Annotated in this window: 19 protein-coding genes; 2 read left to right on the forward strand and 17 right to left on the reverse strand. The window is 47.3% G+C overall.

What is annotated here, in order from left to right; genetic code table 11:
* Positions 1-25: 25 nt before the first annotated feature.
* From PO771_RS17030 to PO771_RS17050, 5 genes are all read right to left on the reverse strand, one after another.
* Complete coding sequence (locus PO771_RS17030; RefSeq protein WP_272560837.1) at positions 26-733, reverse strand: ABC transporter ATP-binding protein; 708 nt, start codon at positions 731-733, stop codon at positions 26-28.
* Between the two features lies 1 nt (position 734).
* Positions 735-1,514, reverse strand: coding sequence for an ABC transporter ATP-binding protein (locus PO771_RS17035; RefSeq protein ID WP_272560839.1), 780 nt, complete (start codon positions 1,512-1,514; stop codon positions 735-737).
* On the reverse strand, positions 1,489-2,451 hold the full coding sequence (locus PO771_RS17040; RefSeq protein WP_272560841.1) for a branched-chain amino acid ABC transporter permease: 963 nt from the start codon (positions 2,449-2,451) through the stop codon (positions 1,489-1,491). The genes PO771_RS17035 and PO771_RS17040 overlap by 26 nt, the downstream gene beginning before the upstream one ends.
* A gap of 17 nt (positions 2,452-2,468) precedes the next feature.
* Complete coding sequence (locus PO771_RS17045; protein WP_272560842.1) at positions 2,469-3,347, reverse strand: branched-chain amino acid ABC transporter permease; 879 nt, start codon at positions 3,345-3,347, stop codon at positions 2,469-2,471.
* A gap of 117 nt (positions 3,348-3,464) precedes the next feature.
* On the reverse strand, positions 3,465-4,661 hold the full coding sequence (locus PO771_RS17050) for an ABC transporter substrate-binding protein (RefSeq protein ID WP_272563202.1): 1,197 nt from the start codon (positions 4,659-4,661) through the stop codon (positions 3,465-3,467).
* Between the two features lie 285 nt (positions 4,662-4,946).
* Here PO771_RS17050 and PO771_RS17055 point away from each other — a divergent pair, with 285 nt between their 5' ends.
* Together PO771_RS17055 and PO771_RS17060 are read left to right on the forward strand one after the other, a co-directional pair.
* A complete protein-coding gene (locus PO771_RS17055) occupies positions 4,947-5,201 on the forward strand; it encodes a YgaP family membrane protein (protein WP_272560844.1) in 255 nt (84 codons plus the stop codon).
* Positions 5,202-5,213: 12 nt separating this feature from the next.
* On the forward strand, positions 5,214-5,345 hold the full coding sequence (locus PO771_RS17060; protein ID WP_272560845.1) for an EYxxD motif small membrane protein: 132 nt from the start codon (positions 5,214-5,216) through the stop codon (positions 5,343-5,345).
* 23 nt (positions 5,346-5,368) lie between these two features.
* Here the strand turns inward: PO771_RS17060 and purD are convergent, their stop codons facing one another.
* The 12 genes from purD to purE all read right to left on the reverse strand — a co-directional run bounded on the left by purD (position 5,369) and on the right by purE (position 18,205).
* Positions 5,369-6,652: a phosphoribosylamine--glycine ligase gene (gene purD / locus PO771_RS17065; RefSeq protein ID WP_272560846.1), complete on the reverse strand. Its 1,284-nt coding sequence runs from the start codon at positions 6,650-6,652 to the stop codon at positions 5,369-5,371.
* Between the two features lie 21 nt (positions 6,653-6,673).
* A complete protein-coding gene (gene purH, locus PO771_RS17070; RefSeq protein ID WP_272560847.1) occupies positions 6,674-8,215 on the reverse strand; it encodes a bifunctional phosphoribosylaminoimidazolecarboxamide formyltransferase/IMP cyclohydrolase in 1,542 nt (513 codons plus the stop codon).
* 29 nt (positions 8,216-8,244) lie between these two features.
* Positions 8,245-8,850, reverse strand: coding sequence for a phosphoribosylglycinamide formyltransferase (purN, locus tag PO771_RS17075; protein ID WP_272560848.1), 606 nt, complete (start codon positions 8,848-8,850; stop codon positions 8,245-8,247).
* Positions 8,850-9,890, reverse strand: coding sequence for a phosphoribosylformylglycinamidine cyclo-ligase (gene purM, locus PO771_RS17080; RefSeq protein WP_272560850.1), 1,041 nt, complete (start codon positions 9,888-9,890; stop codon positions 8,850-8,852). The genes purN and purM overlap by 1 nt, the downstream gene beginning before the upstream one ends.
* A gap of 12 nt (positions 9,891-9,902) precedes the next feature.
* Entirely contained in the window at positions 9,903-11,339 is a 1,437-nt protein-coding gene (gene purF, locus PO771_RS17085) for an amidophosphoribosyltransferase (RefSeq protein WP_272560851.1), read from the reverse strand.
* Positions 11,324-13,495, reverse strand: coding sequence for a phosphoribosylformylglycinamidine synthase subunit PurL (purL, locus tag PO771_RS17090; RefSeq protein ID WP_422665016.1), 2,172 nt, complete (start codon positions 13,493-13,495; stop codon positions 11,324-11,326). The genes purF and purL overlap by 16 nt, the downstream gene beginning before the upstream one ends.
* A 37-nt stretch (positions 13,496-13,532) precedes the next feature.
* A complete protein-coding gene (gene purQ / locus PO771_RS17095; RefSeq protein WP_272560853.1) occupies positions 13,533-14,225 on the reverse strand; it encodes a phosphoribosylformylglycinamidine synthase subunit PurQ in 693 nt (230 codons plus the stop codon).
* A 3-nt stretch (positions 14,226-14,228) separates the two neighbouring features.
* The gene (purS, locus tag PO771_RS17100) at positions 14,229-14,477 is read right to left on the reverse strand and encodes a phosphoribosylformylglycinamidine synthase subunit PurS (protein WP_096467508.1); all 249 of its coding nucleotides are present in this window, start codon (positions 14,475-14,477) and stop codon (positions 14,229-14,231) included.
* Complete coding sequence (gene purC / locus PO771_RS17105; RefSeq protein WP_272560856.1) at positions 14,470-15,189, reverse strand: phosphoribosylaminoimidazolesuccinocarboxamide synthase; 720 nt, start codon at positions 15,187-15,189, stop codon at positions 14,470-14,472. Before purC ends, purS begins: the two co-directional genes overlap by 8 nt.
* An 81-nt stretch (positions 15,190-15,270) precedes the next feature.
* Complete coding sequence (gene purB / locus PO771_RS17110; RefSeq protein ID WP_272560857.1) at positions 15,271-16,566, reverse strand: adenylosuccinate lyase; 1,296 nt, start codon at positions 16,564-16,566, stop codon at positions 15,271-15,273.
* Between the two features lie 17 nt (positions 16,567-16,583).
* Entirely contained in the window at positions 16,584-17,723 is a 1,140-nt protein-coding gene (gene purK, locus PO771_RS17115; protein WP_272560858.1) for a 5-(carboxyamino)imidazole ribonucleotide synthase, read from the reverse strand.
* A complete protein-coding gene (gene purE / locus PO771_RS17120; RefSeq protein ID WP_272560859.1) occupies positions 17,720-18,205 on the reverse strand; it encodes a 5-(carboxyamino)imidazole ribonucleotide mutase in 486 nt (161 codons plus the stop codon). The genes purK and purE overlap by 4 nt, the downstream gene beginning before the upstream one ends.
* Positions 18,206-19,383 lie beyond the last annotated feature (1,178 nt).

Consider the following 19,383-nt stretch of genomic DNA (forward strand, 5'->3'; position numbering starts at 1 on the left):
ACAGGAGATTTTTGCTATCCATATTTTAGTGACCGCCTAAATAAGCCATCTTAATCTGATCGCTCGCATTCAACTCTTCCGCTGTGCCAGACAACACAACCCGTCCCGTCTCGATTACGTATGCCCGATCAGCAATTGACAGTGCCATATTAGCATTCTGTTCTACCAACAGAACCGTAGTGCCTGTCTGATTAATCTCTTCGATAATGTGGAATATCGTCTTCACCAGTAAGGGAGCAAGACCCATGGATGGCTCATCGAGCAACAGCAGTTTCGGGCGTGCCATCAACGCTCGACCCATCGCAAGCATTTGCTGCTCCCCACCGGATAATGTACCGGACAACTGTTTTTTCCGTTCGAGTAAGCGTGGAAACAGTTCGTACACTTTCGCGAAATCCTGCCGGATGCCATCTTTGTCCTTACGTAAGAAGGCACCTAGCTCCAGATTTTCTTCCACTGTCATGTTTGCAAATACACGCCGACCTTCCGGAACATGCGAGATTCCTTCTTTCACAATTGCCTGGGCTGCCCGGCCTGAGATTGATGTACCTTCATATACAATATCGCCCTGCTTCGGCTTCAAGAGACCGGAAATCGCTTTGAGCAGCGTGCTTTTACCTGCACCATTTGCTCCGATCAGCGTTACAATCTCACCCTGGTTAATCTCAAGTGATACACCGTGAAGCGCCTGGATGTTGCCGTAGAATACATCGATGTTGTTTACTTTTAACATATCAGGAAACCTCCTCGCCGAGATACGCTTCGATTACTTTCGGATTGTTCCGCACTTCTTCCGGCGTACCTTGCGCAATCAACTGACCGTGATCAAGCACATAAATACGTTCACACACGCCCATTACAAGCGGCATATCGTGCTCGATTAATAAAATAGTCAGGTTGAACTCTTTGCGAATAAACGCAATCAACTCCATGAGCTGCTTCGTTTCCTGCGGGTTCATCCCGGCTGCTGGTTCATCCAGCAACAGAATTTTCGGATTGGCGGCCAACGCACGCGCAATCTCTAAGCGGCGCTGCTGACCGTACGGCAGATTTTTTGCCTGCTCGTCTTTTAGACGGTCCAAATCAAAAATCTTCAGAAAGCTAATTGCTTTCTCTTCCATTTCCTTCTCACCGGAAAAGTGTGCCGGCAGACGCAAAATGGAACTAAGTATGGAATGCTTAGATTGTGAATGATACGCAACTTTTACGTTATCTAATACAGACAGTTCACCGAACAGACGAATGTTCTGGAATGTCCGACTGATACCTTTACGTGTAATCTGATACGGTGCATTCCCGTTTAATTTCTCCCCGTTTAGCGAGATCGTTCCTTCTGTCGGCACATATACACCTGTCAATAAGTTAAAGAATGTTGTTTTTCCGGCACCGTTCGGACCGATCAAGCCAACAAGTTCGCCTTGGTTTAAATACGCATGAACGCTCGATACAGCTTTTAAGCCGCCGAACTGGATGCCGACGCCGTCAACGTTAAGCAGCGGTGTTTTTGTTGCCATCGGACTTCCCTCCTACTGTCGCGTGCTTTTTGAATAGCTGCGTCAATTCTTTCGTACCAAGCAATCCCTGCGGACGATAAATCATCATAATAATGAGCACAAGGCTATAAATAATCATACGTGTCTCCGGGTAATCCTGCAGGAACGTTGAGACAATCGTCAACAACACGGCGGCAATAACCGCACCAGACATACTGCCAAGTCCACCAAGTACAACAAAAATCAAAATATCAAATGACTTCAAGAAACCGAAGTTAGACGGCTGAATGATGTAGAAGTTATGTGCATACAACCCACCCGCGATACCCGCGAAGAACGCACCAAGCGCAAATGCTGCTACCTTGTAGTAGGTCGTATTAATTCCCATCGCATCCGCTGCGATCTCGTTCTCACGAATGGAAATGCATGCACGTCCATGTGTGGAATTCGTAAAGTTCGCAATGACGACAAGCGTAATAATCAGGCATGCGGTCGCTGTCGTCCAGTCCGTCATGCTGTTGACCATCATCCCGCTCGCACCGCCAACATACTCAATGTTCAGCATGACGATCCGCACAATCTCACCAAACCCAAGCGTGGCAATTGCCAGGTAGTCACCGCGCAGACGCAAGCTTGGAATTCCGATGATCAATCCGGCAATCGCTGCGGCAATCCCGCCAATCGGCAGGGCTGCTAAGAACGGAATGTTAAAGTTCATAGTTGCAATCGCTGACGCATACGCCCCGACCGCGAGAAAGCCAGCATGTCCAATCGAGAACTGGCCCGTAATGCCAATGATCAAATGCAGACTTACTGCAAGAATGATATTAATCACAATCGTGATCAGCATATTCTGATAAAAATCGTTGAGCACTCCACTCGTAATCAAAAACTGGATCACTGCGTACAGGGCGAGCGCACCAACTATTGAAAGCCAAAATCCTTTTGTTCGCTTCATCGTTGTATTTCGCCTCCCTATACTTTCTCTCTCATGTTTTTACCGAACAGGCCCGACGGTCTAAAGATGAGGATCAGAATAAGTACGACAAATGCCACACCATCCCGCCAGAGCGAGTAGCCAAGTGCACTAACCATCGCTTCAATCACGCCAAGCAACAGCCCGCCAACCATCGCACCTGGGATAATGCCAATCCCGCCGAGAACAGCTGCAACGAATGCTTTTAAACCAGGAATAATCCCCATCAAAGGTTCAATCTTTATATAATAAATCCCAAAGATAACACCTGCTGCCCCGGCAAGCGCTGAACCGATCGCAAAGGTCGCAGAGATCGTATTGTCAACATTAATCCCCATCAAGCGAGCTGCTTCTGTATCATACGATACCGCCCGCATCGCTTTGCCAATTTTCGTTTTGTGAACAATGAACTGAAGGAGAATCATTAACCCAAGCGATACACCAAGAATTAATAGTGACTGACTATTAATTGTAGCCCCGAGAAACTTAAACTCTGTAGACGGAAGCACTGTACTCGGATATGCTTCCGGTTGAGCTCCCCGCACATAAATCGTTCCGTATTCAATCAGCAATGACACACCGATTGCGGTAATAAGGGCCGCAATACGCGTCGCATTCCGAAGCGGCTTATAGGCGATCCGCTCAATCGTCACACCAAATAATGCGCATGCCGTCATTGAGATCAACAGCGCTGGAAAAAAGCTAAGTTTTAGCACGGTAATGGCGTAAAAACCAATAAACGCACCAATCATGAATATATCACCATGAGCAAAGTTAATAAGTTTAATAATGCCGTATACCATCGTGTAGCCAAGCGCGATCAGCGCATAAATACTGCCGAGCGATATACCGTTCACAAGCTGCTGAATAAATTCCATATGGCCACTCCCTTTGACAAGCACTTTACTACTATAACGCGATGATGCCCCTTATAAAGATGGAATGGCGGGACAGATGTCCCACCATTCATCTTGCCTATTTTGTTACATAATCTGTTACGGATTTACTTTCATTTTGAAGCCTTGCTTGCCATCTTTGTACTCAAGGATAGCGGCAGATTTAACCGGATTGTGTTGTGCATCAATGGTGATTTTACCGGATACGAGTTGAAGGTCTTTCGTGCTTGCGAGTGCATCTTTAATCTTCACTGGATCTGCATCGCCCGCACGCTTGATGGCATCAGCGAGAAGGTATCCAGTGTCATAGCCGAGCGCTGCGAAGCCATCTGGAGTTTTATCTTTGTATTTCGCTTTAAATGCACTTACGAATTTTTGTACTTTCGGGTCGCTATCTTCTACAGAGTAGTGATTCGTGATGTATGTATTGTTCAGTGCTTTTGCACCGGCAATCTCAATGAGCTTTGGAGAATCCCAGCCATCGCCACCCATGAATGGAACATTCAGACCAATCTCACGTGCCTGCTTCACAATAAGACCTACTTCTTCATAATAGCCCGGCAAAAATACGAAATCTGGATTCGCTGCCTTAATGCGTGTCAGCGTTGCACGGAAATCGGTATCCCCTTTTACATACGCTTCTTCTGCTGCTACCTTGCCACCGTTTTTGGCGTATGACTCTTTAAACGCTTTTGCTAAACCCTTCGAATAATCGCTTGATGTTTCAGTAAAGACAGCCGCATTTTTCGATTTTAATTCGTTGGATGCAAAGTTTGCTGCTACCGTACCTTGGAACGGGTCAATGAAGCATGTACGGAATACGAAATCATTCACTTTACCAGCTTTGGACGTAATATCCGGGTTTGTTCCAGTTGGTGTTATGAGCGGAATTTTATTTTTCTCTGCGATTTGCACTTGAGATAGTGTACTTGTACTTGTAGCTGCTCCAACAAGTGTTACAACTTTGTTCTGGCTAACCAGCTTGAGTGCGCCAGCTGTTGCTTCTGCCGGGTCAGACTTGTTGTCCACTTTTACAACTTCAATTTTCTTGCCGTTAACGCCTTCTTTATTGATTTCTTCAAGTGCAAGATCAAGCCCTTCGCTCAGTGATTGCCCATATGACGCTACCCCACCAGAAAGTTCAAGGTTTGCCCCAATCTTAATCGTATCGCCACTGCCGCCTGCCGCTTTTTTGTCTCCGCCAGCCGTCTCCTTTGCTCCGCCGCCGCAACCTGCTACTACGCCTGCTGAAAGCATAAGTGACATGGCAATTCCGAGTGCTTTTCGTTTGTCCATCATTATTACCCCCCTAAAAATTTGTAAAAATTATTTTGTGATGAAATAGTTTGTTTTGCTGCTAAAGTATTGTTCTATACATGATTTTATTACCAGCAAAACAATTAGGAACACATATATTATTCTGAAAACATTTTATATTATTATTCTGAATTCGTCTAGAGTACTGCGCTACAGTAGTAAATTATTAATGTAATAATTCAGACGACATGTAATATTTCCCTCTATGTATCAAGCATATTCCGGTTCATTTGCTGCATCATAAAAACGAAGGAGGGAGTCTACATGAAGAAAAATATAGGTACCTTTGATGCACTCGTTCGGATCACAATCGGGATGGCTGGACTCGCATACAGCACTTCTAAAATGATTCGTCATCCACACCGCACAGCTCCCCTGCTTCTGGCAGCCGTATTCGGAATGAAGGTTGCAGAAGGGATTACCCGTTATTGTCCTCTCATGGATATGATGGACAAGAGTACATGCACGGATGAAACAGACTCGTACAATACGCGAAAACATATGCGACGGATGCGCTAAGGAGCGAATTTCATGGATCGATTAACATGGGAAGTATTTAGTGACAATGCATATGTAATCATAACCGTTGTCGCCTCAATTGCGGTTGTTGCCTATGCCTGGGCAAAATTCAACAGCAAAGCAAGAAGCCGCTACAAGTCGTAGCGGCTTCTTTTTGTATCACACGATTATGAACGGCTCTCTGCACGGCGCAGTGCTTTCGCTGCAATATCGGTACGATAATGCGCACCTGCAAATGAGATGCCTTTAATGGTTTCATAGGCTTTACGTTTCGCTTCATGCAAGTCAGATCCGAGCGCAGTGATGCCCAGCACACGGCCACCATTCGTCACGATCTGGCCGTCTTTTTCCGCTGTTCCTGCATGGAATACAATCACGTCTTGTGTCGGTTCCGACAGTCCCGTAATTACACATCCTTTTGGATACGAACCAGGGTAACCTTCTGATGCCATGATGACACATACGGCTGCATCATCTTTCCATTTTACCTCTTCCATCTCTGCGAGACGTCCTTCTGCGACAGCGAGGAAAATCTCCGCCAGATCACTTGCAAGACGAGGCAGAACAACCTGGGTTTCCGGGTCTCCAAAGCGTGCATTGTACTCAATAACCTTCGGACCTTGCTCGGTCATCATCAAGCCAGTGTACAAAATACCACGGAATGAAATACCTTCCTGCACCATTGCTTTAGCGGTTGGAAGAACAATCGTGTCAATCGCCTGCTGCACGATTGCAGCGTCCATATGCGGCACAGGAGAATATGTACCCATTCCGCCTGTGTTCGGCCCTTTATCATCGTCAAACACTGGTTTATGATCTTGTGACGGCACCATCGGAATCACCGTCTCGCCATCTACAAACGACAGAATCGTCATCTCTTCGCCAGTCAAATATTCTTCAACTACAACACGCGCACCCGCACCAGCAAATGTATCTTCAACCATCATCGAGTGAAGTGCCTCTTCTGCTTCTTCCAGTGTCATCGCTACGACAACACCTTTACCTGCTGCAAGTCCGTCCGCTTTAATGACGATCGGCGCTCCCTGCTCCCGTACGTAAGCACGTGCCTGTTCATAGTCCGTAAATGACTGGTAGCCACCTGTCGGAATCCCGTATTTCAACATTAAGTCTTTGGCGAATTTTTTACTGCCTTCCATCATCGCCGCCAGACGGTTCGGACCAAATACTTTTAATCCAGCTTCTTCGAACGCATCCACGATGCCCGCAAGCAGCGGATCTTCTGGACCGATCACAGTCAGCTCAATGTTTTCTTGTTTCGCAAACGCAATCAGTGCCGCAAAATCATTTACATCAATTGGCACACACTCTGCCATCTGTGCAATACCTGCGTTCCCCGGCGCACAGTACACTTTCTCTACGCTCGGGCTTTGTTGAAGCTTCCAGACAAGCGCATGCTCCCGGCCGCCGCTTCCTACAACGAGTACCTTCATATACAGGCTTCCTCCCTGGAATTAGTGTTTAAAATGACGTACTTTCGTGAATACCATTGCAATGCCGTGTTCATTCGCTGCTTTGATTGAGTCTTCATCGCGAATCGAGCCACCTGGCTGGATAATCGCTGTGATGCCAGCTTTTGCTGCTTCTTCGAGTGTATCCGGCATTGGGAAGAATGCATCAGACGCCAGGATACTGCCTTTCGCCTTCTCGCCTGCTTGCTCAATCGCAATACGTGCAGAACCAACACGATTCATCTGGCCTGCGCCAACTCCAACGGTCGAGCTATCTTTTACGAGCACGATTGCATTTGATTTAACATGCTTCACAACATTCCAACCAAACAGCATTTGTTCAACTTCTGCGTCAGTTGGTTTGCGGTCTGTTACAACTTCAAGGTCCGCTGCTGTGATGCGTTTTGTATCTTCAGTTTGAATGAGAACGCCACCTTCGACACTTGCCAGCTTCCAGTCGCCTTTCTCTTTGCGAACCACTTCACCAAGCTCAAGGAGACGTAAGTTTTTCTTTTCTTTCAATATTTCAAGCGCTTCATCCGTAAACGATGGAGCCATAATAATTTCTAAGAAGATTTCTTTCAGTTCCAGAGCTGTTTGTTTATCGATCGGACGATTAGCCGCAATGATACCACCAAAGATCGAAACTGGATCGGATTCATACGCTTTGCGGAATGCAGCATAGATCGTTTCACCGATACCTACGCCGCATGGATTTGTATGTTTCACGGCTACAACCGCTGGCTGATCGAATTCTTTTACGATATTCAGTGCCGCATTGCCGTCGTTGATGTTGTTGTAAGAAAGCTCTTTACCATGCAATTGTTTTGCTGTTGCGATATTGCCTGTACCTGCAAGCGGCTCACGGTAGAATGCAGCTGCTTGATGCGGATTTTCACCGTAGCGGAGATCTTGTACTTTTTCAAATGTAACTGTGTATGTTTCCGCCAGCTCTTCGCCCACTTGAGCTGTAAGATATTGAGAGATCAGTGCATCGTATGCAGCTGTATGACGGAAGACTTTAGCTGCAAGCTTGCGTTTTGTCTCAGCAGACAGCTCGCCGCCTTCTTTCAGCTCAGCTACAACTTTGCCATAATCCGCTGCATCAACAACTACGCCGACAAACTTGTGGTTTTTCGCTGCGGAACGAAGCATTGTTGGGCCACCGATGTCGATGTTTTCGATTGCTTCTGCAAATTCTACATCCGGCTTGCTGATTGTTTCTTTGAACGGATACAGATTTACAACAACGAGATCGATCGGTGTAATGTTGTGCTCACCAATTTGCTGCATGTGCTTTTCATCGTCACGCACTGCAAGCAGACCGCCGTGGATATGCGGATCGAGTGTTTTCAGACGACCATCGAGAATTTCCGGGAATCCTGTTACTTCAGAAATACCGATTACGTCTACGCCTTCTTTTTGCAGCATGGTTGCTGTGCCGCCTGTAGAGATGATTTCTACACCAAGCTTGGACAATTCTTTTGCGAATTCTACAATTCCTGTTTTATCGGATACGCTGATTAATGCGCGTTTTACGCTCACTCTCGTTCACTCCTCATTATCATTAAAAGTTAGGCGATAATTTCAACCCGACGTCCATCTAATTTCACGCGATTGTTGACAAGCAGCTGTACCACTTCTGGTAAAAGTAAATGCTCCTCTGCGTGAATACGTACCGCTAGTGTTTCTTCTGTATCCCCTTGTTGTACCTCTACCGTCCGCTGGGCAATAATCGGTCCTGTGTCCATTCCTTCATCAACGAAATGAACTGTAATTCCGGTCACTTTAACCCCATAACGAAATGCCTGTCCAATTGCATCTTTACCTGAAAAAGACGGCAGAAGGGACGGATGCAGATTAATCATCCGTCCGCCGTATGCCCGAAGCAACGTCTCACCAATCAAGCGCATGTAGCCAGCAAGAATGATATGCTCTACACCTGCTTCTTCAAGACGACGCAAAATTTCTGTTTCAAATGCAACCTTATCGGGATATTCCTTCGCCTGAAAGACGAAGGTTGGAATGCCATACTGTGCTGCACGCTCGAGCACATACGCCCCTGGTTTATCGCAAACAAGCAGGACAATGTCCGCACCTGTGATTGTTCCATTCTCAATCGCTTCCATAATGGCTCCAAAGTTAGAGCCACTACCGGATGCAAATACTGCAAGCTTCATTACCAGTTCACCCCGCCAAATTGAACGTCCTGATTGCCAGAGATAATACGGCCAATTTGGAAAGCTTGCTCACCTGCTTCTGCCAACACACGCATCGCTTCCGCAGCGTCTTCCTCTTTCACAACGGCAATCATACCGATGCCCATGTTAAACGTACGGAACATATCCGGCTTCGATACGCTACCTTTTTGCTCGATCAAATCAAAGATAGGCAGAATCGGCCATGAACCGTAAGCAATCTCTGCAGATGTTCCTTCTGGAAGCACGCGCGGAATGTTGTCATAAAAACCGCCGCCTGTAATGTGGACAAATCCTTTTACGTCTACACGATCCATCAAAGACAAGCAAGACTTCACATACAGTCGTGTCGGAGTCAGCAATGTATCCCCCAGCTTACCGCCGAGTTCTGCGACTTCATCCTGCAAAGAAAGACCTGCTTTTTCAAGCAGTACATTGCGCACAAGTGAGAACCCATTGCTATGCACACCGCTTGATGCCATACCAATGATTACATCACCTGGTGCAATGCGTTTGCCGTCAATAATCCGATCTGCATCGACGACACCTACACTAAAGCCAGCAATGTCATACTCGGATTCTTCATACATGCCTGGCATCTCAGCCGTTTCGCCACCAATGAGCGCACAGCCGGATTGCTCACAACCATCGGCGATGCCTTTTACAATTGCTTCGATTCGCTCTGGCACAACTTTGCCACATGCGAGGTAATCAAGGAAAAACAGCGGCTCCGCTCCTTGTACCACAATGTCATTAACACACATTGCCACTGCATCGATACCGATTGTATCGTGGCGATCCATACCGAACGCAATTTTTAATTTCGTGCCCACACCGTCTGTTCCAGAGACGAGAACCGGCTTCTTATATTTGGCCGTATCGAGGCCAAACAAGGCACCGAATCCGCCCAAGTCTGTTAGAACTTCCGGGCGGAATGTGCGCTTCACGTGTTTTTTCATCCGTTCAACCGCTTCGTTGCCAGCGTCAATATCTACACCAGCCTGTTTGTATGCCTCACTCATGTTCTCTCTCCCTCACTTGTGCACGCAGTTTTTCGTATCTTCATAAATCTCAGTCGGGTACTGACCGGTAAAGCAAGCTAGGCAATGGCCGCGATTCGGTGCGCTATCTTCTTGTCCAATCGCATCAATCATGCCTTCTGGTGACAGGAAGTAAAGAGAATCGGCTCCGATCATCTCGCGGATTTCCTCGAGGGATTTTGTCGCCGCAATTAACTCTTCCCGACTGGATGTATCAATTCCATAGAAGCATGGATTTTTTACCGGCGGAGAACTAATGCGCACATGTACTTCTTTCGCGCCAGCTTCCCTGAGCATAGAGACAATTCGTCCACTTGTCGTCCCGCGTACGATGGAGTCATCAATCATCACTACACGCTTGCCTTCGACAACTTTACGAACCGCACTTAGCTTCATACGCACGCCACGTGCCCGCATTTCTTGCGTTGGCTGAATAAACGTACGACCTACATAACGATTTTTGATCAGACCAAGCTCATACGGCAGACCCGCTGCTTCCGCATAACCAATCGCCGCCGATGTGCTTGAATCCGGTACACCTGTTACGATGTCCGCTTCCACAACCGGGGCTTCGCGGAACAACTGGCGACCCAGTTCTTTTCGTGCCAGATGGACGTTAATTCCGCCAATGTCGCTATCTGGACGAGCAAAATAAATGTATTCAAACGAACAAGTCGCACGCTGTGCCTGTCCAGCAAATCGCTCAGAACGCAGACCGTTCTCATCAATAATAATCATCTCACCCGGCTCTACATCGCGGATGACTTCCGCGCCTACCGTGTCAAATGCGCACGTTTCAGATGAAACAACATAGCCACCATCTCCCATGCGACCCAGTACAAGTGGACGCAAACCATTCGGGTCAAGTGCCACGATCAGTTTCTTCTCCGTCATGACAAGCAGCGCATACGCCCCTTTAATCATGCCGAGAGCATGGCGTACTGCCTCTTCAATTTCATAGCCAGAACGGGCGATCAGATGGGCAATAACCTCTGTATCGCTCGTTGTTTGGAAAATAGAACCCTGACGTTCCAATTGATGACGTACTTGATCCGCATTAACGAGATTCCCGTTATGAGCAAGTGCAAGATTGCCATCTGTATATTTAAATACGAGCGGTTGAGCATTCTCGATTTTGCTTTCGCCTGCCGTTGTATAACGAACATGACCGATTGCCATTTTTCCGTGAATCTCTTCTAACTGACCGCCGTTAAACGCTTCCGTTACAAGCCCCATCCCACGGTGATACGAGAACACCTCGCCATTCGATGCACAGATGCCCGCGCTTTCCTGACCACGGTGCTGCAGGGCATGAATGCCGTAGTACGTAATTTGTGGAGCATCAGGGTGGTTGTACACCCCGAAAACTCCGCACTCTTCGTTTAATTTATCCCACAGGTCGTCGTGTTCGAACTTCATGCCATCAGACATCCGATCGCATCCTTCCAGGCCGCTTTCAATTCAGCGAGCGGCGTATTGATCACTTCTCGACCGTTTACTTTTATATTCACTGCATCAGTTCCAACGGTTCCGATGACGGCAAACGGTGTGCCATTAGCTTCTGCGACTGCTTTCACTGCATCTACATTTTCTTTCTTCACACTAAGCAAAACACGGGATTGCGATTCGCTGAACAGCGCTACGTCTGCACGCAGATCGCTTGTCCAGTCTACCTGTACACCAAGTCCTGGAGCAGCCGATTCCACAAGCGCTACTGCCAGACCGCCTTCAGCAAGGTCATGCGCAGATGATACGAGTCCGTTACGAATTGCATCAAGCACTGTATCTTGCAGCTTTTTCTCAACAGCCAGATCAATCACTGGCGGACGGCCACTAATGTTGCCATTCATTTGTTTCTGGTATTCCGAACCGCCCAGTTCTGCTTTCGTTTCACCCAACAGAACGATTACATCGCCTTCGTTCTTGAATGCTTGAGTTGTAATATGATCAACATCACGGATCAGACCAACCAGACCGACTACCGGAGTCGGATAGACAGCTTCTCCGTTTGTTTCGTTGTACAGACTTACGTTCCCGCCGATAACTGGCGAATTCAGCACGCGGCATGCTTCTGCCATGCCATCCACTGCTTTTTCGAACTGCCAGAAAATATCCGGCTTCTCTGGATTCCCGAAGTTAAGGCAATCCGTTACCCCAAGTGGTTCAGCACCGGAGCATACAACGTTGCGTGCTGCTTCTGCTACCGCAATCGCACCGCCCACTTCTGGGTCGAGGTATACGTAACGTCCGTTACAGTCGATGCTCATTGCCAATGCTTTGCGTGTGCCGCGAATCGCTACGACTGCCGCATCAGAGCCCGGTACGACTGCTGTATTCGTCCGTACCATGTAATCGTACTGATTGTATACCCATTCCTTGCTTGCAACAGTTGGCGCACCAAGCACTTGTTTGAGTGCCGCTGTATAATCAGCTGGTTCAGCCAATGCTGTTGTATCTACATCTGCATTTGCCGCATAGTATGCCGGCTCTGCAGATGGTTTATGATAAACCGGTGCGTCTTCTGCCAGACTATCTACCGGTACTTCTGCTGCTACTTCCCCTTTGTGGAGGAGACGAAGTTTGCCATCATCCGTTACACGACCGATCACAACGGAATGCAGACCCCATTTTTCAAAAATCTTTTCAACTTCTGCTTCGCGTCCTTCATGCACAACGACAAGCATACGTTCTTGCGATTCAGACAGCATCATCTCGTATGGTGTCATGTCTTTCTCGCGCTGTGGTACAAGGTCAAGATTCAGCTCAATGCCGTTGCCTGCTTTACTTGCCATCTCCGCACTTGAAGAAGTAAGACCAGCCGCACCCATATCCTGAATACCTGCTACCGCGCCTGTCTGAATCAGTTCCAGACATGCTTCAAGCAATAGTTTTTCCATGAACGGGTCGCCAACTTGTACTGCCGGACGTTTTGCTTCGGAATCTTCGCTTAACTCCTCGGATGCGAACGTTGCACCGTGAATTCCATCACGTCCAGTTGCAGCTCCCACGTACATAACCGGGTTGCCTACACCTTTCGCGACACCTTTTTGAATCTGGTCGTGGTCGATTAAACCGACACACATTGCATTTACGAGCGGATTGCCATCATAGCACGGATCAAAGACAACTTCCCCGCCCACTGTCGGAATCCCCATACAGTTACCGTAGCCTGCAATACCAGCTACTACGTTTTCAAACAAGTATTTCATGCGCGGTGTTTCCAGTTCACCAAAACGCAGTGAGTTGAGCATCGCGATTGGACGCGCACCCATTGAGAAAACATCACGGATAATACCGCCTACACCTGTTGCCGCACCTTGATATGGCTCAATCGCAGATGGGTGGTTGTGGCTTTCTACTTTAAATACAACCGCCTGATTATCGCCAATGTCGATAATACCTGCACCCTCGCCCGGACCTTGTAGAACGTGCGGGCCAGATGTTGGGAAGCGGCGAAGAACTGGCTTCGAGTTCTTATAGCTGCAGTGCTCCGACCACATAACACTGAACAGACCCGTTTCGGTATAATTCGGCTGTCTTCCAATTATTTTGACAACTTGAGCAAATTCCTCATCTGTCAAACCCATTTCACGGTAGATTTTTTCATCAGCAATCTGTTGCGGATTAGGCTCTTTGTGTGACACCGTTTTTGTCCCTCCAGCTCTGTAAGATCGAAGTAAACATGCGTTTTCCGTCTGCGGAACCGAGCCATTCATGAACAGCACGTTCCGGGTGCGGCATCATGCCAAGCACGTTGCCTTCTTTGTTGATAATACCTGCAATATTGTCGATCGATCCGTTCGGGTTTGTACCCGCATAACGGAATACGATTTGATTGTTTTTCTCCATGTCTGCAAGTGTTGCCTCGTCACAGTAGTAATTACCGTCACCGTGCGCGATTGGAATCTGAATGATCTCGCCTGCTGCATACTCAGATGTAAACACCGTATCATTGTTTTCTACGCGAAGGTCAACCATCTCACAACGGAATTTCAGACTCTGATTGCGGCGCAGTGCACCTGGTAGAAGACCTGCTTCTGTTAACACCTGGAATCCATTGCATACGCCCATAACAAGCTTGCCTTTAGCTGCTGCTTCTTTCACGCTGGTCATCACACGCGCCATACTTGCCATCGCACCTGGACGCAAGTAGTCGCCATACGAGAATCCACCCGGCAGAAGAATGCAGTCAAACTCATCAAGGTTGCTCTCTGCATGCCATACGTATTCGACCGGCTCACCGAGGCAATCTTCTACTGCTTTGTACATATCAATGTCACAGTTCGAACCCGGAAATACAAGGACTGCACATTTCATCGTTTATGCCTCCACCATCTCGAAGCGATAGTCTTCGATCACTGTATTCGCCAAAAGTTTCTCACACATCTCAGTGAGACGCTCTTCTGCTGCCTGACGGCTATCAACGTTTAATTCCACTTCCATGTATTTACCGATGCGAACATCGCGTACTTCATCGAAGCCAAGGGAATGAAGTGAACCTTTTACCGCGCTGCCTTGCGGATCGAGAACTGATTCTTTGAGCGTGACATATACAGTAGCTTTAAACATGCGTTTCTCCCCCAATACGTTTTAAAATTTCCTTGTAAGCATCTTCTACATTGCCGAGGTCACGGCGGAAACGGTCTTTATCAAGCTTCTCGTTTGTATCAGCATCCCAGAAGCGGCATGTGTCTGGGGAAATCTCATCCGCCAGCAGCAATGTTCCATCTTCGAGACGTCCGAATTCCAGCTTGAAATCAACGAGTGTAACTTTGCGTTCTTTCATATAAGAAACGAGCACTTCGTTCACGGCAAGTGCCATCTCACGAAGACGAGCACGTTCTTCTTTGCTTGCAATGCCAAGTACGTCAATGTGTGAATCATTCACAAGTGGATCGCCGAGTGCATCATCTTTGTAATAAAATTCAACAACTGGTTGTGGAAGAACGGTTCCTTCTTCCATACCGAGGCGCTTAGCAAGTGAGCCAGCTGCTACATTGCGTGTTACAACTTCAAGCGGTACGATTTCTACTTTCTTCACTAATTGCTCTGTCGGTGACAGTTCCTTAATGAAGTGATTTTCAATGCCTTTTTCTTTTAGCATGCGGAAAAAAATCGACGTAATTCGGTTATTCAGCTCGCCTTTGCCCATAATGGTCGCACGCTTTTCTCCGTTAAACGCAGTTGCGTCATCTTTGTACGCCACCCAGAACACACCAGGCTCATCTGTAGCATAAATGCGCTTTGCTTTTCCTTCATACAGCATTTCGAGCTTTTCCATCGTATCTCGCTTCCTTTCGAGTAGTAAAACCGAAATAAAGAAGGGAGAGGGAGAAATATCTTTCTTCTCTCCTCTGCTCTCTTACAAACCTAGACGTTCAAAAATCGTATCGACATTTTTCAAATGCCAGTTATAGTCGAAGCAATCTGCAATATCTTCTGCAGTAAGCAGACCCTTTACTTTTTCATCCGATTCGATGATCTCACGGAAGGAACGTTGTTCTTCCCACGATTGCATCGCACGACGCTGTACAGTATCGTATGCTTCTTCACGGCTTAAGCCTTTATCGATCAGTTTAAGCAGTACACGTTGTGAGTAAATCAAACCAAATGTGCGCTCCATGTTGCGTTTCATGTTTTCTGGGAACACAGTCAGGTTTTTCACGATGTTACCGAAACGGTTCAGCATATAGTTAATGAGTTGTGTTGCATCTGGCAGAATGATTCGTTCTGCAGATGAGTGTGAAATATCACGTTCATGCCAGAGCGGCACATTCTCATAGGACGTCAGCATGTGTCCGCGAATGACGCGAGCTAAGCCAGCCATGTTCTCGCTGCCGATCGGATTGCGTTTATGCGGCATAGCGGATGAACCTTTTTGACCTTTAGCGAATGCTTCTTCCACTTCACGTGTTTCACTTTTTTGCAGACCGCGAATCTCAACAGCGAACTTCTCAATTGATGTTGCGATAAGTGCGAGTGTGCCCATGTATTCAGCATGACGATCACGCTGCAATGTTTGTGTGGAGATTGGAGCAGCTTGCAGGCCTAGCTTTTCGCACACATATTTTTCAACGAATGGATCAATATTTGCATACGTACCAACTGCGCCGGAGATTTTACCGAAAGCAATTGTTTGTTTCGCCTTGCGGAAGCGCTCCAGGTTACGTTTCATCTCTTCATACCAGAGCGCCATTTTTAAGCCGAATGTTGTTGGCTCAGCATGTACACCGTGTGTACGGCCCATCATAACGGTATATTTATGTTCTTGCGCTTTTTCTTTCAGGATGTCTACAAATCGAACAAGGTCCTGCTCGATGATTTCATTCGCTTGACGCAGCAAGTATGAAAGTGCAGTATCAACTACGTCTGTTGATGTCAATCCGTAGTGCACCCATTTTTTCTCATCGCCTTCGATTGTCTCAGAGACAGCACGCGTGAATGCAACAACATCGTGGCGTGTCTCCTGCTCGATTTCGTAAATGCGCTCAACATTGAAGCTGGCGTTTTTCCACAGTTTTTCGACATCTTCCTTTGGAATTACACCAAGCTCTGACCATGCTTCACAAGCGAGGATTTCTACCTCAAGCCAGGCTTTAAATTTGTTTTCTTCTGTCCAGATAGCCGCCATTTCCGGGCGGGTATAGCGTTCGATCATGTATACTCCTCCTTTTTTTACTCCCAGATTTTCATATCCTCAATTATGGTAAGTGCTTCCGCTACTGAACCAGCCAGCACATTTATATGTCCCATCTTCCGTTTCGGCTTACTTTCCTGTTTGCCATATAAATGAAGTTTCGCTGTAGCTGGAAACGTATCTATTTTATCAAGAATAGGCGCTAGATGCTCGCCTAGAATGTTCACCATGACAACCGGTGTGAGCAGTTTTGTTTCACCGAGTGGCAGATCGCAAATCGCACGAATGTGCTGCTCGAACTGAGATGTTACACATGCATCCATTGTATAGTGACCGGAGTTGTGTGGACGTGGGGCTAATTCATTGACGATAATGCCCCCGTCTGCTGTTACGAACATCTCAACCGCGATCAACCCTCGCACATCTAGTTTCTCCGCAATCGTGCGAGCTACCCTTTCTGCTTTCTGTGCTGTCTCATCGCTTATACGAGCTGGTACAATGGAGAGGTGAAGAATGTTCTCTCGATGGATATTCTCACTCACCGGAAACGTTGCTACTTCTCCCGATACACTGCGTGCTGCAATAACAGACACTTCTTTCACAAACGGAACGAACTGTTCAATGATAATGTCAGCTCCGCTCTTCTGAAGTTCGTTATAGGCTTGCGCCGCCTCGCCTGCTTTTCGAATGACTGCCTGTCCTTTGCCATCATAACCACCTGTGGCCGTTTTCATCACAGCCGGCAATCCGAGTTGTTCAATCGCACGCTCTGCTTCGTCTGCGCTGGCGATGATGCGGAACGGCGCTACCGGAATATCGAATGATTCGAGTGTCAGCTTCTCATCGATCCGATTCTGCGTAATGCGCAAAAGCTGACTGCCCTGCGGCACATACGACTGTTCTTCTAGAATAGCCGCTACTTGTGCATCAACATTTTCGAATTCGTACGTAATCACGTCACTCGCCTGTGCCAGATCCATCGCACCATCTACATTGTCATATCCGGTAAGAATTTGCCTGTCACACACCTGACCACATGGTGAATCTTCTGTTGGATCAAGCGTGATAAATCGATAACCAGCGGCGCGTCCTGCAAGCGCCAGCATCCGGCCAAGCTGCCCACCGCCCAGCACGCCAATCGTAGCGCCCGGTCGGATTACATTCCGCTCCGCACTCACAGGTCACTCGCCTCCAGTACGGTTTGCTTCACACGTTCCCGACGCTCCATGAATGCCTCGCGAATCGCCGGATATTTATTTCCAAGCATTTGTGCGGCTAACAGTCCCGCATTGATCGCACCAGCTTTGCCGATTGCGACTGTCGCAACTGGAACGCCACCCGGCATCTGTACAATCGACAGAAGCGAGTCCAAACCATTCAACATTGAAGATTTAACCGGAACGCCGATAACCGGCAGTGCAGTTTTCGATGCAACCATCCCTGGCAGATGAGCTGCGCCGCCTGCGCCGGCAATGATGACTTCCAGACCACGTTCTACAGCCTGTTCTGCATACGAAAACATAAGGTCAGGTGTACGATGTGCAGATACAACTTTTTTTTCAAATGGAACGCCAAGTTCCTCTAAAATGTCGCACGCTTCCTTCATCGTCTCCCAATCGGATGTGCTTCCCATAATGACACCCACAAGCGGTTGAGCCATAGCGCTGTTTCCCTCCAAAAAATATAAAATAAAAAAGCCCAGACGGTAGATTTCCCCTATGGTGGCGAGAAACCTACCGCCTGGGCTTTTATCCCTACGGTGTAGCGCACGCCGCGTGCGCCTGAATCGCTCGGACCGTACAGCTTACCGCCACGGAACCCTAGATTCACTTTCTACTGGTCGCTTTTAGTTTAACAAGGCCGCCTGTGGAAGTCAACCTTATTTCCGAACATTATGAGGTTATTATTTTCTAACATTCGATTATAGAGCTCTTTCTTTTATTTTGCTTGATCGTTAAGATAATTATACAGGAAAAAACCAGAGAACCAGCTAATAAGCTGGTTCTCTGGTTTGTGGGGGTACCGTTTACTTAATCGCAAGCGCATGCAATGATTACAAGCAGGATGAAAAGTACGAGAATTACACCCAGTGTATCGTTATTATTGAAGAAGCTCATGCAGTCCCCTCCTTTCTGTGTGAAGCACATAGACTGATGCCAAATCAGTCACATGCGCATGCAATGATTACGAGAAGGATGAACAGCACAAGAATTACGCCGATCTCGCCATTTCCACCAAAAAAGCTCATGGATGTCACTCCTTTCTCCCGGGGGAGTATAAAGTGTTGACACACGCCAGCACTCGTCTATTACGTTATGCAGAGTATATTAGATTGGTTTGGGCTATTTGCGCCTAACACTCGCAAGCGCATGCAATGATTACAAGTAGAATGAACAGCACCAGAATCATACCAATTTCTCCGCTAAAACATCCTCCAGATCCACAACTCATTTGCTTCACCCTTTCTTTGTATTCAGAGCACATTTGCGTACTCTGCAGGGATGTTGTTTCCCTTGACATGGTACATTCTATGTATTGGACGGGCAGGTGGTTTGGACTTTTGCCTATTTTTTAGGAAGAAAAAAAGAGCTGCTTTTAGTGAGTGGTTTGACGGTGGCAGGAGAGGGGAGGAGCAACTTTTCAGCCGCTCGTTCAAACAATACCAACACAGCTTTTTACTATTGAATGCAAAAAGGGACTGATCCGACATGCGGACCAGTCCTTTTGTTTTGATATACGCTTCCTTGAGAAGCTAGAATTTATCTTGTATCAGGATAATAAAAGGTATGTTTGGGAGCGGGGAAGGAAGCGACGTGCTTCTTCCTTCCCCGCTCCCAC

Source organism: Aneurinibacillus uraniidurans (genome assembly GCF_028471905.1).
Taxonomy (GTDB): Bacteria; Bacillota; Bacilli; order Aneurinibacillales; family Aneurinibacillaceae; genus Aneurinibacillus; species Aneurinibacillus uraniidurans.